Source organism: Clostridium puniceum (assembly GCF_002006345.1).
Classification (GTDB): Bacteria; Bacillota; Clostridia; order Clostridiales; family Clostridiaceae; genus Clostridium; species Clostridium puniceum.
In genome coordinates this window covers 1-17,710 of record NZ_LZZM01000153.1, presented here as the reverse complement: position 1 = coordinate 17,710, position 17,710 = coordinate 1, and the positions used below count along the sequence as shown (strand labels likewise).

At 29.5% G+C, this 17,710-nt stretch carries 8 protein-coding genes; all 8 read right to left on the bottom strand.

Going from position 1 to position 17,710, the window contains the following annotated elements:
• Positions 1–257: 257 nt before the first annotated feature.
• The 8 genes from CLPUN_RS11765 to CLPUN_RS11730 all read right to left on the bottom strand — a co-directional run bounded on the left by CLPUN_RS11765 (position 258) and on the right by CLPUN_RS11730 (position 17,274).
• Positions 258–962, bottom strand: a complete 705-nt coding sequence (locus CLPUN_RS11765) for a sugar phosphate nucleotidyltransferase (protein WP_077847470.1) — start codon at positions 960–962, stop codon at positions 258–260.
• A gap of 1 nt (position 963) precedes the next feature.
• Complete coding sequence (locus CLPUN_RS11760) at positions 964–2,829, bottom strand: phosphotransferase (protein ID WP_077847469.1); 1,866 nt, start codon at positions 2,827–2,829, stop codon at positions 964–966.
• Positions 2,830–3,118: 289 nt separating this feature from the next.
• Positions 3,119–6,103: an N-acetylmuramoyl-L-alanine amidase family protein gene (locus CLPUN_RS11755; protein ID WP_077847468.1), complete on the bottom strand. Its 2,985-nt coding sequence runs from the start codon at positions 6,101–6,103 to the stop codon at positions 3,119–3,121.
• A gap of 320 nt (positions 6,104–6,423) precedes the next feature.
• Positions 6,424–6,822, bottom strand: a complete 399-nt coding sequence (locus CLPUN_RS11750) for a hypothetical protein (RefSeq protein WP_077847467.1) — start codon at positions 6,820–6,822, stop codon at positions 6,424–6,426.
• A gap of 462 nt (positions 6,823–7,284) precedes the next feature.
• Entirely contained in the window at positions 7,285–9,315 is a 2,031-nt protein-coding gene (locus CLPUN_RS11745; protein ID WP_143329041.1) for an N-acetylmuramoyl-L-alanine amidase, read from the bottom strand.
• A 448-nt stretch (positions 9,316–9,763) separates the two neighbouring features.
• On the bottom strand, positions 9,764–12,007 hold the full coding sequence (locus CLPUN_RS11740; protein ID WP_077847466.1) for an N-acetylmuramoyl-L-alanine amidase: 2,244 nt from the start codon (positions 12,005–12,007) through the stop codon (positions 9,764–9,766).
• Positions 12,008–12,392: 385 nt separating this feature from the next.
• A complete protein-coding gene (locus tag CLPUN_RS11735) occupies positions 12,393–13,472 on the bottom strand; it encodes an HD-GYP domain-containing protein (protein WP_077847465.1) in 1,080 nt (359 codons plus the stop codon).
• 4 nt (positions 13,473–13,476) lie between these two features.
• On the bottom strand, positions 13,477–17,274 hold the full coding sequence (locus tag CLPUN_RS11730; RefSeq protein WP_242954119.1) for a response regulator: 3,798 nt from the start codon (positions 17,272–17,274) through the stop codon (positions 13,477–13,479).
• Positions 17,275–17,710: the final 436 nt, after the last annotated feature.

Sequence of the window (17,710 nt, the reverse complement as noted above, 5' to 3'; positions counted from 1 at the left end):
TCTGATTATAATAAAAGTTTATGCATATAATTCATAAATATTGTATACAGAATACACTCTAATAAATAAACTACGCATACTTATTTACAAAACGTAATCTCATTGTATACTATATTAAATAAAATCATAGTAATATATTTTAACAATAAAACAAAGAGTACTTTAATGATTAAATTTTACATTAAAAGTACTCTTTTCTATAACTCGAAATATTCTTAAATTGCAGAAAAGTTCCGTATTGCAGCATAGCTGCTCTTTTATAAGGTGTATATTTTAAGTGTTTTTTTAAGGTATTCTAAATCTCCAAGTGAATCTATTTCAAATATATCGTTTGATTGTATTTTTTCAATATATACATTCATATCATTAATATTATCTACAGCAATATTATCCCAATATATATCAGTTGAATTATTTATTTCGACAGCTTCTTGAACTTTTTTGCATATTAATCTTGCATCTTTTGCTATCCAAAAAGATGCTCCTGACATTATAAAATTAGGTTCATCCCCTTCTTTTCCAATATCAACTCCAAATATCTTTCCTGAATCATCATATTTCAAAATCCATTCATCTATTAAATTTTCTTTACAAGCTGAATAATATACTGATGTGTTTGGTTTCGTCTTAGGCAAAAAATTTCTTGTTATGTAATTATCCGCATCTATAACCAATGCATCTTCAAGATATTCTCTAACTAAATACATTGTATAAATATTATTATAAACATCATATTTATCGTTAACTACTTTTATCAAATCATATTTTTTAACTAAATCATCAAATTTTTCATTTAAATAACCAGTTAAAACTATAATTTCATCAATCCCAACTTCTTTTAAATTAATTATCTGTCTTTCAAGCAAAGACATTCCATTAACTTCTATTAAAGATTTGGGAGTATTTTCAGTCAGTGGTCTTAATCTAGTACCCATACCTGCTGCCATTAAAATTGCTCTCATATCACACCTCGAATTCAATTAAACTATCTAAATATTCTTTAGCTCTATTATATCTATCTATTCCATAAGTACCAAAATCATCACCTTCTGCCTCTTTAATCAAAGTCCAAACTGCCCATAAAGTATCTTGACATATTTGGTGAATTAACATTCTTCTTCTAGAAGCCTTGTCTGCTTCTTTTCCTTTAAAATACAATCTAAACATTAACTCAATATCATCTTCTGAAAACTCATTTTCTAAGGACAATGCTGCTAAATCCCACATATCATCATTGATTCCACTATACTCCCAGTCAATTAAATAAATTCTACCTTCAGTATCCTTCACAAAATTTTCAGAAACTAAATCATTATGAGAAGGTACAAATACTCTTTTACAGGCTTTTAACTCTTCTTCAAGAGCCATTACTTTTGCTCTTACTTCATCATAATCATCAAAAAAACTTCCTCTATCTTTTCTTAAAATATCCTCATATTTTTCAAGTTCTCTAAACGGACTAAATTCATTATCCATATGAAAATCCTTTGATTCATGTAAATCTCGTAAAATATCAGTGACTTGCTTCAAGTTTTCTTCCTTTTTAATACTTCTATGAGTTAGTGTTTCCGCATTTTCTATAAATTTAGATATCTTAATACCTGTTTCAAGATTAAAATAAGGTACTTCTACATTATATCCCTTTTCTGATGCAATTGCAGAATTAAACATTTCTGTGCTTCTATTGATCATCTGCTCTGTACCAGTTCCTGCAACTCTTAATATGTATCTGTTTCCCTTAACACATATTTTATAATTTTTATTTGTCATTCCGCCTGCTGGTTCAACTTCTGTAACATCGTCCTCCTTAACCTTTAAAGATTCACAGATAATATTCTTTATATTATTTATTTCATAACTAAGTTCTCTCCTTCTTATAGTCGGATAAAGATAATTTTTAATCTTTTCATATTCCCTATTACTATCTGCATCTCCCCAAGCAAGATCGTCTATTTTAACAAATCCAATATTATAATTTCTAGCTACATCCAAAAGTACATATTCATAATTTAAGTAAGGATTAACATTTCCTTTAAATTCTTCTAACATCATTGTATATAATTTATAAGAAATCTTTGTAAGCCCTATCATTTCACCATCAATCCTATTAAATTGATGAATATCCTTAGACATCTTAAATAAATGGTTGTCTCTTATTTCAACAAAAGCCTCATCACCAGAACCACTTTCATTAGTGAAAAGTATACAATCACGATTCACACTTTCTACTAATTCCTTAATAGCCCTTTTTTCAAAAATCAAATCATTTTCTATAAGTAAAAAATCATCATCAATATAATCCTTAGCTAAAGATAAAGAATGCATAGTTCCAGTCCATTTATAAGTATCACTTTTTACTAAAATTATATTCTTACTGCTTTTAAAACACTCTTCATAAAACTGACTTTTATAACCAACCACAATAACAATTTTAGTTATTCCATTTTCTTTTAAAATATTTAAAGTTCTATCAATCAGCTTAAAATCTTCTATTTCAAGCATTCCTACTGGCCTATCAAATTCTTCTGTTCTACCTGCTGCAAGTATTACTGCTTGTTTTACAGCTTTTTTTTCTTCTTCATGAAGCTTCAATCTAGTATTTTTTGCCGATGCAATATTTTCTTCTAAAAACTTCATTCCTTTTTCAGTTACCTTATACAAGGTTCCTCTATTATTAGTAATTCTATCTATAAAGCCATCTAGAGTAAACTCTTTCAACACCGCATTAACTTTACCAAGAGACATATTTGTCCTTTTAGCTAATTCCCTTTGATTAATATTAAAATTATCATTCAATGATTTTAAAACTTCCAATTTATCCTCTAACATAATACCCTCCATCAATTTTATTACAATAAATAGATATAAATCTCATTCTTTAAATATAATTGTTGATAAAAACGTAAAACCCTCTTTGTTCGAAATATGAACTATATTTATTATATTCCCTAAAATTGTTGATGTCAATTATGAATTTCCAATTTTATCTTTTAAATTTGGATGATTAACAAGCAAATAAGCAGAGTTGATACTGCACATAGCAATATCAGCCCTGCTTTAATATTAGTAAATATCAGCTAAATAATTAATATATTTTTATTGTAATCACAATTTATATTTAATACATAATTCCGTCTGCGCCAAAATTATATATTCCATCATCAATATACATACTTTGACTAGTTATCATCTCACCTTCTGGTGTGAAATAATACCAATGTCCATTTAAACTTAACCAGCCTTTTTGCATAACTCCATTTAAACCTAAGTAATACCATTTATTATTTTGATTTAACCATCCAGTTTTTACTGCTCCTGTGCTTGGATCTAAATAATATGTCTTACCACCAACTTCTTTTCTCCATCCTGTTGCCTTATATCCTTTTGAATTTAAGTAGTAAGATACCCCTTTAGTGGTTATCCATTTATCTTTAACTTGTCTACCTTTATTATCAAAATAGACAGTCTTTCCATCTACTTTACCCCATTCTTCATACTTACTTAAATCCACCCAAGTATCATCAATATCATCATAGAATACATCATCATCATCATCATCTGTATCATCTATAGGCGAATCTGTTCTATAAATCTCAAAGTTATAAGTTTTACTCTCACTTCCATCTTCTGAGGTTACCTTTATTTCCATATCAGTCTCTTGTGACCCCTTAAGATTTATTGTTATTGGACTTCCTGTGTATTTTGTTCCATTTACAAAAATTCTAGAATTGGCCTCTTCTGCAACTGGTGAAACTTTAAGTTTATTTATAACTTGATCTACACGTATTTTATTTGGATCTTTATCCGGATCAAAAGTAAACTCTCCATTATCTGTTATTACATTTTTCAATAATGCACTAGCACTTCTTTCATCATTTTTAATTGTAAGATTATAAGTTTTAGTTGTAACTCCATCTTCTGCAGTAACAACTATATTAATATTAGTAGTTCCAGTAGAAGTTAATGGAAATTCAAAAGCTTCTCCTGAAGTTAAACCATATTCATCTCCAGTTTCAGCAATAGTTGCTGTAATATCCTTAACCTTACTATTTGCTGCTGTTACAGTTATAGCTGATGAGGTATCAATTTTAGGAACTGTAACAGTATAATTAGTTTTGTCAGTAGAAAAACCACTAGTTCCATCTGTAGATTTTATACTTCCATTACTTGCCTTCATATTAGTTAATGAAGCATCAGTAGACTTTGTAACAGTAGGATCCGTTTGATCTGGGTTTTTAGCTACGTAAAATGTATACTTTTCTCCTAAAGGATATGCTGTAGTACTTTTTACTTCTGTTGTTTCAACACCATCTTTTACTACATATTCGATTTGATCATAATAAGCTTGAACTATTATTTTTTTGTAATTTGTTACATCAACATTAATTCTTGCATCTTTATCTACATTTGGAATCTCAGTTACATTATCACTTTGAGTGCTTGTACCACCCCAAGCTTTTATATACTCTCTTCTGACACCAGTTTTATTAACTGTATTTGGGCTATTAAGATCAATATAAACATTATTAATCGTATTATCTTTAAAATTCAAATTATAAGTACGTCTGCTTGCATCAAAATCTATTTTGTCAGCTTCACTAGTTCTTCCTGGCTGAGTTAAATATGCAACAGTACTATCAACGCTAAAATTTACTGTACTTGTCTCTGTATTATCTATAGGCTTAACAGTTAATTTATAGATTGCTAAAGGTGAAGTTCCTTCCTTTATATTACCATCCTTGCCTTCATATACTTCTAGCCATACTTCGTTAGAAGTTCCCTTATTAAATTCAACATATGGAGTCGTTTCTCCATTTATAATTCTAGAACTTACAACCTGGCTATTATCATAGTGATTACTCAATTTAAATGCCACATTCCCTGTGGTTCCCAAAGTTGGTACCATAGCTATCATTTGAGCTCTTTTATCTATATTTATTGTTCCTTTATACGTTGTTACTCCATTTTCAGTTGATACATAGAAATGCTTGTCAACATATGCTTCAACAGTACTATCTGCATTATAATATAACTTTTTAATTCCAGCATCTCTTAATGTATAGTCTTTATTAGCTGATATTGTATTATATTTTAGTTGTATAGAATATGCCTTAACAACATTTTCACCAGTATCAAGTATTTTAGCCACGATCAAATCTGATGATGTCAAATTAGTTAAAAAACCTGAGATTGTATTACCATTTGTGCTTATATTACTGGTATCATCAACACCATTTTTAAATATTTTAGCATTGTCTATAGATAACCCATTAAAAGTCATTGAATATTTCAATGTCATAACTGCATCTGATATAGCGAAATTATATCTAAGAGGACAGTTTGCATCTGCTACACCGTTTTCTGTAAATAAGAACGGATACTTATTATCCTTTGGAGTTGTACTTTCATTATATTCCTTCATAGTTTTAACAAGATAAGAATCAAAAACCATAGGATTGATTTTTCCTTGAAGAAACTTATTTGCATGTTGAATAGTCATTTCCGCTGATCCTGTTTTAGATGGATAATATTCATCCTCTAGATATTGATAGTCATCTATTTTTTTAGTTGTATCGGTAGGATATGCAGGATCTTGCTTACCTTTGTTAAATATTTGCTTTTCTCTTATTCTATATTTAATTATATTAACACCATAAGGTAATCCATATATTGTTATACCAATTTTTTTCTTATTGTTTAAATCAGTAATTAACTCGGTTCCTTCGCCAATTTTTGTTCCAATAACAGACAACTTATCATTATTTTCTTGTAAAGTTGCTCCATTCAACTCAATTCCATCAATATTAGTTACTATAACTTCTTGTTCAACTACTCCCTTTTGACCAATTGCTATATCACCTAGAGTCTTAACTTGATAATCAACTGATAATGTAAAACTACTATATCGATTATCTGTAGCATATTCAGTTTGGCTAACAGTACTAATACTGCCACCTGATTCGCTAGATGCGCCACTTACTTGTATTTGTGTCGTCATAGCATTAGCAGCTTTTCCATTTGAACCTATCTGCATTGGTAAAAATGAAATTATACTTGCAAATACTATAGATAATGCAACGAACCTTTTTCCTATTTTCTTCATTCTTGTCACCCTCCTAAATTGTGTATTTAATTTTAATCTTAATGTTGGAATTAATTAATCTATGTTATTATGTTACTTTTATCCCCTTGTTCCAATGGTAATATAATATACCACATTATTTATATCGAACCATTTAACTCTATCTTTAGTAAATTGGGAATATTCATTTAAATTATTATTTATATTAATAACTCCATATTTATGTAAACAATTTTTTTTAACTATTCCTATTTTTTAACTAGAATTTAAGTATAAAAAACCTTCCATTATATAATACATCTGTATATATAATGGAAGGTACTTTTATTTAATTTTTTACTCTAAGATTTTGCTTTAAATGATTTCTTACACTTGGGACATGTAATAGTTATATGTCCTTGACCTCTTGGCACACGTAATCTTTGCTTACAATCTGGACAATTAAAATACTTATGAGTTTTGAAATTTTTTGCTGCACCTAATTTCTGCTTAGACCATTTAATCACAGAGTTTTCCAACTTCAGGTATTTATAATTTTCACGTTGACGTTTAAATATATTTTTTGAAAACATTCTATAAATACATATAATCGTTGGAATATACGCTATAACGGATAAAATCGATAAGGATTTGGGTAGAAGACCTACTATTACTAATAGTAGTAATGATAAAAAAAGCAATGCCTTTGATAGATTATCTCCTCCATATCTTCCATACATAATTTTTTTTAACCAATTCATTTTCCCACCCCGCTTAACTAGAAATAAAAATCTAACTTTTAATTGCACTTTTTAATATGTATATGTTGAAATTCATATTTTACATTATTAATAATTTAATTTTAACAAATTCTGAAGGGAAAAGTGATGCTTCGAAAGTGAGAATCGAAATTTTACATTTTATTCTTCGAATCCTTTCATACAGTGAATTTTATATTTGTCCAGCAGAACTCTCTCTTTGAACTTCAACTTTGATTGTTAACTGCAATCTATATACTATTACTTTAAAATATAATCTAATATGACAAAAGTATCAATGTATATAATATAAATAATATATTAATTTTTTATAAAACTTGTTATCACTTCATTATATTTTAATAAATTTTATCTTAAACTCAAGTTTAGCCTTAAAACTTCAAAATCATATATATAATAAAATGCGTATCAATAGCACATTGATACGCATTTTATTATATATATTTACACTGCTGAAGATATTGCATTTGCAATTGCACCGGCTTCTAAGTCTTGATAAGATGAAGATGCACATTTTTGTGCTTCATCTGGATTGGTTATAAAACCACATTCAATTAAGACTGCTGGCATAGTTGTATTTCTACAAACAAATAAATTACCATCCTTAGCACCTCTATTTATTGCTCCAGTGCTATTTGTGATAGTTGTTGCAAGAGATGTTGCCAAGTTCTTACTTGCTGATAGCCTTAAATCACTGTACGATCCACCAAAGCTGTCATCCTGTACTTTTGAGCTATAATAAACTTCAACACCGCTAGCTGCTGCTGAGGCTGAATTATGGTGTATACTTACAAATAAATCAGCACGAGCATTATTAGCAATATTCACTCTATTTGTAAGACTTTCAGTTACACTTGCTGTTTCTCTATCTGATGAATTTCTTGTCATAATAACCTTATAGCCTTGGGCTTCAAGCTTTGCTTTTACTTTAACTGCAACCTGCATATTCAAGTCTCTTTCAGAATATGTGACTCCATTATTAGTTGCATAAGCTCCATCATCTCCACCAAAGTTATGTCCTGGATCTATAACTATTACTTTAGTTGAAGCTCCTGGTACTTTTTCGCCTCTTTTTCCATCCTTATCTATCTTCCAACCATTCACAATGATATCTTTAGCCATAATTCCTGTGATTGGATCTAAATAATATGTATCATTTCCGTATTTCACCCAACCAGTCATTCTATCACCGGAACTTTTCAACCAGTACCAGTCATCACCAAGTTTAGTCCATCCTGTTGCCATTATTCCATTTGAATATAAATAATATGAATTACCATTTACCTTAATCCAGCCCGTCATCATTTCTCCACTAGGATTAAAGTAATACCATTGTCCACTAATTTGAAACCAACCAATTCTCATGGCACCACTTGCATCTAAAAAGTATTTCTTATTATCAATCAATTTCAAGCCTGTTGTCATAGTTCCATCACCTTGAAGATAATACCACTTATTGCTATCTCTAAGCCATCCAATCTGCATTGATCCACTTGAATTCAAATAGTACCAATTATTACCTAACTTAGACCAACCTTTGGCCATAGTACCATTACTGTATAAGTAATACCAATTTTGATCTGGCTTAATCCAACCAGTTGCCATACTCCTGTCCGATTTATAATAATACCACTCTCCACCCTCATATTTCCATCCAATTGATGATGAAATATTTGTGCTATTATCTACAGAATTTTTTATTGGTTCAGTTGCTTGTAATCCTGTTGGAATATTTACTGTGTTTGTTGTAGTTTTATCAACTTCTGACTTTGTTACCGTATTCGTTCCTGTACTTGAAGTTGTTTTATTTGTGGTTGAATTTGGTGTTTCTGAAGTTTTATCTTTGTTATCAACAGCTTCAGTTTTTGTTTTAGATATAATTCCTGCTGAACTCATTAGATTATCATAAAGCTTATTAACTTCTTCACCATACGTAAGACTTGGTGCCCATTTTCCACCCAAATCATTTACGGTTACTGCTTTACCTTTAATAGTAATAAAATGTCTTGGATCATATGTACTGCTTCTTGGATATCCATCAGCATCTGCATAAAGTGCTAAGTGATCTAAATGTGCTTGTACACCTTCATCCCATGAGTCAAATTTTTGATGAGCATTTGGATCAGTATCAGAACCACCAACTACAGTTTTCATTCCACAAGGGTTTTTGTAACTATCATTTAAAACGCCACCAAACTTACCATATCCAGTTTCTTTAGCTGCTTGTACATATGCAATAGCTGGATTAACATTTCCATGATCTTTCGCATACTTCCAATATAACTGTGCAAGTCGAATAAAATTATCAGTTGCACCGTTAGATTTAGCCCACTGCTCTGCTTGCTTTACTGTAACCTCTGTTTGAGATATTATTTTGTTATCTGTTGTACTTGCTTGTGCATTAGCTTCTGGTATTAATAATAAAACCATTGCAAAAACAAACATAAATCTAGTCAATCTCTTAATAGTCTTCAAAACAGTTTTCCTCCGTTCTGCTTAGTTTTACTTAGTATAAGGGTTGTTTCAATAGTAAATACTAGTGTAAAATATTTGTCTTACTTTAATATAATACAAATAATTATTTTATTTTAGGTACTTTATACGACAAATAAGCCTTATTTTTTTACAGGAAAATACTCCTTTTATTTACACAAAATAAATATTAAGTTAAATACTTATTGATTGGCAACTGAAGTTAAAATTAATTGTAAGAAAATTCTTAACTCAATATAAAAGATAAATTGCATAATTGCATACTTAAAGTTAAAAGTAAGAGCCCAAACTCTCTAGTTGGGCTCTCAAACTTTCTACTATATGTTGGGATACTTAAACTGACAGTAATGTTATACATTAACTATATTTCCCGACTTTATTACTATAATAATTTATAACTCAATTATATGGGACATTATCAATCTTTAATTTAAATGTTCCCAGCAATAACTTCTGCTATAGCTTCCGCTACTTTTTGCTGACTAGCTGGATCTGCACATCTTATTGCTTCTTCTTTGTTTGTTATAAATCCTGTTTCAACTAATACTGCTGGCATATTTACATTTCTACATACGCGTAAATTTTGATCACGTCCATGCCTGTTATATAAATTAAGCTTATTTGCAATATTATCAACTATAAGAGTAGCCATTTTTTTACTTTTCTCTATTTTAGCATTGTCTGTTTTTCCTCCAAAACTAGCATCTTGAGGAGTACTAGTATAAAGACCTGTTACTCCATATGCTGCTGCTGAAGTGAAAGAATCATGATGTATGCTTATGAAGAAATCAGCTTTAGCATTATTAGCAATGGTTGCTCTTTTATCAAGGCTTGCCACTTCTTCTAATGTGTCTCTGTCATTTTCATTTCTAGTCATTACTACATTATAGCCTCTTTTTTCAAGTTCTGCTTTAAGTTTTGATCCAACTTGCATATTTAACACAGTTTCACTATATGTTACTCCATCTATTGTAGATACAGCACCACTGTCTCCACCATAATTATGACCTGGATCTATAACAATAGTCTTCTTACCATTTGAACTATTTCCGTTTGTAGGATTAACTAATGGATTATTATTTCCGTTATTCGTATTGTTTTCACTAGATGAATTTTTTCTTTTTCCATCAGAACCAATCTTATAACCTTCAATTGTAGTATTAGTAACTAATCTTCCTGTAGCTGAATCTAAATAATATGAATCTCCATTAGATGTAATCCAACCAGTTGCCATAGCTCCACTTTCTTTTAAGTAATGCCATGCTCCACTAAGACTAATCCAGCCCTTAGCCATTGCTCCAGTATCATATAAGTAATAACTATTTGTGCCATCTTTAATCCAGCCTGTTGCCATGGTTCCATCTTGATTAAAGTAATACCAATAATTATTTTGACTTATCCAACCAGTTACCATTGCTCCGCTGCCATTAAACATATATGTCTTGCTATTTATTTTATTAAGACCAGTTATCATACTTCCATCACCTTGGAAGTAATATGAATTCTCATCTTCTTTAAACCAGCCAGTCTTTATTTTCCCGCTTTTCTCAGAATAGTACCATTTGTCATTTAATTTAAACCATCCATCTTTTGTTGCCATAGATCCGGAATCTTCTAAATAATATAACCCTGAGCCATCATATTGAATTCCAGTTATCATCTCTCCAGAATTATTAAAAAGATACCAATTGTTATTTATTTTCTTCCAGTCTTTTACTAACATTCCTGAAGAATCAAGATAATACCATTTTCCATTATCATTCTTCCATCCCGTTATCATTTTCCCATCATCATTTAAATAATACCAATTCCTATCTGGTTTAATCCATCCAATTGCTTTTGTATTATCTGATTTATAATAGTACCAAGCTCCTTTTTCATTTTTCCAACCAATATTTGATGTTATACTTGGAGTATCATCAGTAGGTTTATTTATTACTTGTGCTTGATTTTCTGCAATAACATCTGTTGCAGTTAATGGATTTGGTTTAGTTTCACTCTTCCCTGGATTTGGGACTGCATTTGATGTTCCATTAGTATCATCATCTTTATTATCTTCTTGATCCTTTTCATATTCTACTCCAGCAAAATCCATTAAATCTTGATAAAGCTTACTTACTTCCTCACCATATGTAGCACTTGGAGCCCATTTCCCACCTAAGGAATTTACCGTCTTTGCATTTCCTTTAATTGTTACATAGTGTCTTGGATCATAAGTATCACTCTTTGGATATCCTTTAGCTCCTGCATATAAAGCTAAATGATCCAAATGTGCTTGTACACCTTCATCCCAGGTTTTGAATTTTTGGTGAGCATCTTTATCAGTATCTCCTCCACCAGCTGCTATTTTTAACCCACATGGATTCTTATAACTTTCATCTATAACACCACCAAATCTTCCATATCCAGTTTCTTTTGCAGCTTGTACATATGCAATGGCTGGATTAACATCACCACATTCAGGTGAATATTCAAAGTAAAGATCAGCAAGGTCAATAAATGTATCTGTTGCTCCCTTCGATTTAGCCCATTTTCTCGCATCCTTTGCAGTAACTTCAGTGCTTGATATTATTTTAAAATCAGTTGTTGTTGCTTGTACATTTAATGTTGGAATTAAAGCTAATAACATTCCGAACGTTAAAACAAAGGTAATAATTTTCTTTTTTATTTTCAAAACAGTCTGCCACCTCCTATATTAAATTCTAACAAAAAAAGTTATAGCATTAAAGGGAATTTTGAAAAATTATAGTTTTTTTTAATATATATTCACAATTATTCTTATTAAAAATAATTTTACTCTTTTAGGTATGTTTCACATACCTGGTTAAAATCTAATATTCATTCATTTTCATCTTAAACGTATATTATAATACAAAAAGGTATAAATCCTTTTTGAATACACAATATAATGTAAAAAAAATTCTTTTTTAAACGTGTTTGATCTTTTGATGGAAAATCATATTATTTGATTTACAAAAGCCTTATTCTTAATATGTAATCTCCCAACATTTTTCCTTTTTACCGAATATTTTTCTTTAGTTACATTTACATACTAGATACTAAGAATCTTTAAATATTTCCATAATTTTAATGAAATTTGCTTCTTTTTTTATAAAAGCCTCAACAATGTCTGGATCAAAGTGTGTTCCGCTTCCCTCCATAATAATCTTCTTAGCTTCATCGTGTGTAAATGCTCCCTTGTAAATTCTCTTATTGACAAGAGCATCATACACATCACTAAGTGCCATAAGCCTCCCTGATATAGGAATTTCTTTCTTTGATATACCCTTCGGGTATCCCGATCCATCCCATTTTTCATGATGTGTTAATGCAATTTCTTTAGCTAAAGTCAAAAAGGATTCTTCTCCAAGTTCTTTTATACCAACCATTAACGATTCTTCACCATAAATTGTATGCATTTTCATTTCTTCAAACTCTTCCTCTGTTAATTTTCCTGGCTTAAGAAGAATCTCATCTTTCACTCCTACTTTACCAATATCGTGTAATGGTGCTGATTTATAAAGCAACTCAATATATTCATCTGTAAGTACACTCTCATATTCTTTATTCTTTTGCAGCTCCAATGCCAATTCTCTGATATATTCTTGTGTTCTTTTTATATGCTGACCAGTCTCAGGATCTCTTGTTTCAGCTAAAGCAGCAAGACAATATATTGTGGCAGAGTTTGTTCTTTCAATTAGTTTGGTTCTTTCTTTTACCTTTTCTTCCAGAATACTATTTTGGCTTTCTAATACTAGACGCGCCTCTTCAAGTCTAAGCTGAGTTTTAACCCTAGCTTTAACTTCAACAATTTCAAAAGGCTTAGTAACATAATCCACTGCTCCCAAGAAAAAACCCTTAGTTTTGGAATCACTATCGGTTATTGCTGATAATAAAATAACAGGTATATGATTTAAAACTGGATTTTCTTTAAACTTTTTTAAAACCTCATATCCATTCATCTCTGGCATCATAATATCTAATAGAATTAAATCTGGTTTTTGTTCTTCAATTAACTCAATAGCAACTAATCCATTAATAGCAACAATTAATTCATATTCATCTTGAAGTGCTTCAACTAGAATATCAATATTCATTTCTGTATCATCTACTATCATTATTGTTTTTTGTCTGTCCATTATTTTACTCCTTCACAATATTTATCAATTCTTTAACCAACTCTTTAGCTTCTTTAAAACGATAGCGATCTACAAGTTTTTTTATTTCGCTAATTTTAATCATAAAACTTCTATCTTCGGCATTAGATACTAAATAATTCATATCTTCCTTTATTTCTTTAGCACGAGCTTTCTGTAAATCCTCCAGTAATTTAGTTAAAACCTCATATATATCAAAATTTGAACTTAATTGTTCTTTTTCTAAATCCTTCTGAGATACAAAATCTGCAATTCTATTTAAAAGCTCTTCATTTAAAGCATAAAGCTTTGTAAGCTCTTTATTTAAACTCTCATCATCATAAGACTCATATTGCTCTTCAAACTGAACAATAAATTTATTAAGTTTCATGGCTCCTATATTACCTGTAACACCTTTAAGACTATGAATGAATCGTTTGATATTATCATATTTTCTATTTATCCTCATATCAGAGAATTCACTTACTAAATTACTATAATTATCATGGTACCGCTTTAATAAATCATAGTAGAAATTTTCTTTATTCTCTAATCGAGTTAATGTTTTATTAAAATCTAAAACTTCAAGTTCTTTATTAACAATTTTCTTTAAAGATTTCTCAGTATTTCTAATAATATTGCAACCTAGCCATTTAGCTAAAGTTTCAAATAAGATCTCTGGATCAATTGGTTTTGAAATATAATCATTCATGCCCGCTTCAATACTTTTTTCTCTATCACCCTTAAGTGCATTTGCAGTCATAGCTATAATTGGAAGCTCTGAACTTGAATAGGTTTCTCTCAAAATTTCTGTTGCCTTGTATCCATCCATAATTGGCATTTGCACATCCATAAGAACAACATCAAATTTATTAGTACTAACATATTTAATTGCTTCTTCACCATTATTTGCAATAGTTACCTGAATACCAGCCTGTTCTAAAATATCCTTTGCAACTAATTGATTAATATCATTATCTTCTGCAACCAATATTCGTTTGTTTTTAAGTGCATTTTGAAACTTAATATGATCTTCTTCATTAAAATCCCTCTTCCCCTCTTTAGTTATAGTTCCTTTTAAAGCATCCATCACAGCATCAAACATTAATGATTGATTAATAGGCTTAATAAGAAAATTCTTAACACCTAATTGATTTGCTTGATTATAATAACTTTCTCGTCCAATTGCACTTACGAATATTGTTTTAGGTACTTTAATTTCAGTGTTAACTACCAGCCTTTTATATAAATCAATCCCTGATAATTCTGGTAAATTAAAATCAATAAAAAGTAAATCAAAATTCTCCTTTTCTAATAATTCAATAGCTTCAAAAGGATCTCTAATTGATATTACCTCAAGTAAAAATGAACGGAGCATACGTTCAAGTATCCTTAATGAAGTTTTATTATGATCTATAACTAATACTTTTTTCCCATGTATATCAGGATAATTTTCATAGCTTGGCTGTGTTATGTTTGCAATTTTATCAAATTGAATAATAAAGTGGAAGGTTGAACCCTCACCATATTCACTTTCCACCCATATTTCACCATTCATTAGTTCAACAAATTGCTTTGTAATTGTTAACCCAAGACCTGTCCCACCATATTTCCTTGTCGTAGAATTATCTGCTTGGGCGAATGCTGTAAACAACCTTCCTATTTGTTCCTTTGTTAATCCTATTCCTGTATCTGCAATACTAAAATGTAGCTTAACTTTATCCTCCTGCTCTTCTGATAATCTAACTGCAACATTAACCTCTCCTTGAGTCGTAAACTTAATTGCATTTGTAATCAAATTAGCTATTATTTGTTCCAATCGGAGTGAATCTCCTTTTAGTAAATCTGGTACCCCTTCCCCTATGTCAAAATTAAGGTCAATTCCCTTATTAGTTGCTGACGTTGTATATAGAGTGGATACATTCTCAAATACCTTATCTAAGTTAAATTTAATATTTTCTATTTCTAATTTTCCAGCTTCTATTTTTGAAAAGTCTAAAATATCATTAATGATCCTAAGTAATGTCTTTGATGACCCTTCTATTTTGGAAATATAGTTCCTCTGAGAATCATTTAAATCAGATTGATTTATTAAATGTGTAAGGCCCATAATTGCATTCATTGGTGTTCTTATTTCATGACTCATATTGGCCAGGAATTGACTTTTAGCTAAACTTGCTTCTTCTGCCTCTTCCTTAGCAGCCTTAAGTTCAACTTCACTCTTTTTTATTTCAGATATATTTTGCAATACACCTATAAACCTTATAATTTTTCCAGATTCATCTTCATTTATAGCTTGCCCACTAAATGAAAGCCAAATGCTGGAATCTTCCTTTAATCTAAACTCTGTATAAAAAATCTCCCCCATTACTGGTAACTTATTTAAAGTGAAATGTTTTCCATTCAATATATCCTCTTCATAGACATAATTTTCAAAATTCCCATCACATTGAATCCAGTCACGATCTTCTATAATACATTGCTCATATTCTGGTGCATTAATTAGCTTAAGAAAAGCACTGTTAACCACAAATACATTATTAATAAAATCTACATCATATACACCAATATTTGAAGCTTCCATAGCTATTCTAAATCTATATTCTGAAATAGCTAAATTATTTGTAACTTTAGTTAAAGCATTAGTTCTCTCTGCCACTCGACACTCTAATTCATCATTTAAAACAGTTAGATGTTTTTCAACTTTTTTACGCTCTTTAATCTCACTATTAAGTACTTGTAAATTATTGCGAATATTCTTAGCCATTTTATCAATAGTATTGGCAAGTATCCCTATCTCATCTTTACTTCCTTTAAGATCATTTGGAATTTCAATAAAATTTATCCCATTAGAGCTCTCTATAAGCTCCACCATACGAGTCAATGGCTTTGTAACAAAATTTGTTATTTTATTTGCAGCAATAAAAATTAAAATAGAAATAACACCGGCACCACAAAGAAAGACAAACAATAAAACTTTCATTGCATTTTTAAAATCTCCATGTTCTTCTATACGTGTAACTAGATATAAATTTTCAGTATTAGATATCTTACCATAAACTAAATTATTAGAAGCATCATTTGAATTTATAGACTTTATTTCCACCATTTCATTACTATTGATATCATTTTTAAAGCTTTCAATATCAAATTCTGGTGTTTGCTCTTTATTTGAGCTAACTATTACATTGCCAAAAGAATCAATAATCCATATTTTGCTCAGTTGTCCAATCTTTGTTTTACCTAATGATGCAACTACTTTTTTAATACTAGTATTAATACTTATTACACCTTGTACGTTATCATTGTTATCTGTAATTTTTGCTCCCATAAAAATTATATATTCACCTAATTTTTCATCGAAAACTGCTTCTGATTTAAAGGTATCACTATTTCCCTCTAATAGTTTCTTTTCATAATAATCTGGCACTTTAATATTATGTCGATTATTTTCATATTCTTCACCAGTTATTGATTTATATTTAATGGACATTATTATATCCCCATGTTTTCGCATTTGATTATCAATTTCTTTTTTAATAACAGAAATATCACCATTTTTAAATGGTTCTGTACTTCCAAGTAATTCCAACAATTTACTTTGGTCATCAAATTGATCCCCCAAATACTGTATTTCACTACTAATAACATGATCACCCATGTCACCAATAATTGGATTCATTGTTACATTCATTTGAAAATATACAAAAATACTTGACACAATTAAAATAACAAACATAAGCAAAGCATAAGTTACTCTAAGTTTATGTTTATATGATTTATTAATAAAATTTGTTTTAGACAAAAAAATCACTCCTATTCATCTTTATAAATATTTAAATTATTTATAATTAAATAATAAGATAGGATAATACAAATTTCTCGTTTATCAAATTCCATACTCAAAAATCCAATTATATATTTCTAACTTCCACACAATATAATGTTTTATAACATAACTTTACCATATATTTTTCAAATATGTAATCCAAAGACCACAATCTTCATATTTTTTCCCTTTACTAAGCCAAAAGTAAATGTTTTAGCATTTATATCATAATTAAATCTCCTATAGGAATATTAATAATCATTACTATATATTTATATATAGTAATATTTCCTTTTCTAATAAGTAATTATATCTAGTCTATAGTAAATATTTTATACACTGAATTTTATATTAATTTAACATCTTTTTTACATAATTCTTTAATTAAGGTAATAACCATATTGTATTATAA

Excerpts from the sequence above, each read along its gene's own strand:
- CLPUN_RS11735 (WP_077847465.1), bottom strand. The coding sequence starts at position 13,472 with ATGGACAGACAAAAAACAATAATGATAGTAGATGATACAGAAATGAAT.
- CLPUN_RS11760 (WP_077847469.1), bottom strand. The coding sequence starts at position 2,829 with ATGTTAGAGGATAAATTGGAAGTTTTAAAATCATTGAATGATAATTTT.
- CLPUN_RS11765 (WP_077847470.1), bottom strand. The coding sequence starts at position 962 with ATGAGAGCAATTTTAATGGCAGCAGGTATGGGTACTAGATTAAGACCA.
- CLPUN_RS11750 (WP_077847467.1), bottom strand. The coding sequence starts at position 6,822 with ATGAATTGGTTAAAAAAAATTATGTATGGAAGATATGGAGGAGATAAT.
- CLPUN_RS11755 (WP_077847468.1), bottom strand. The coding sequence starts at position 6,103 with ATGAAGAAAATAGGAAAAAGGTTCGTTGCATTATCTATAGTATTTGCA.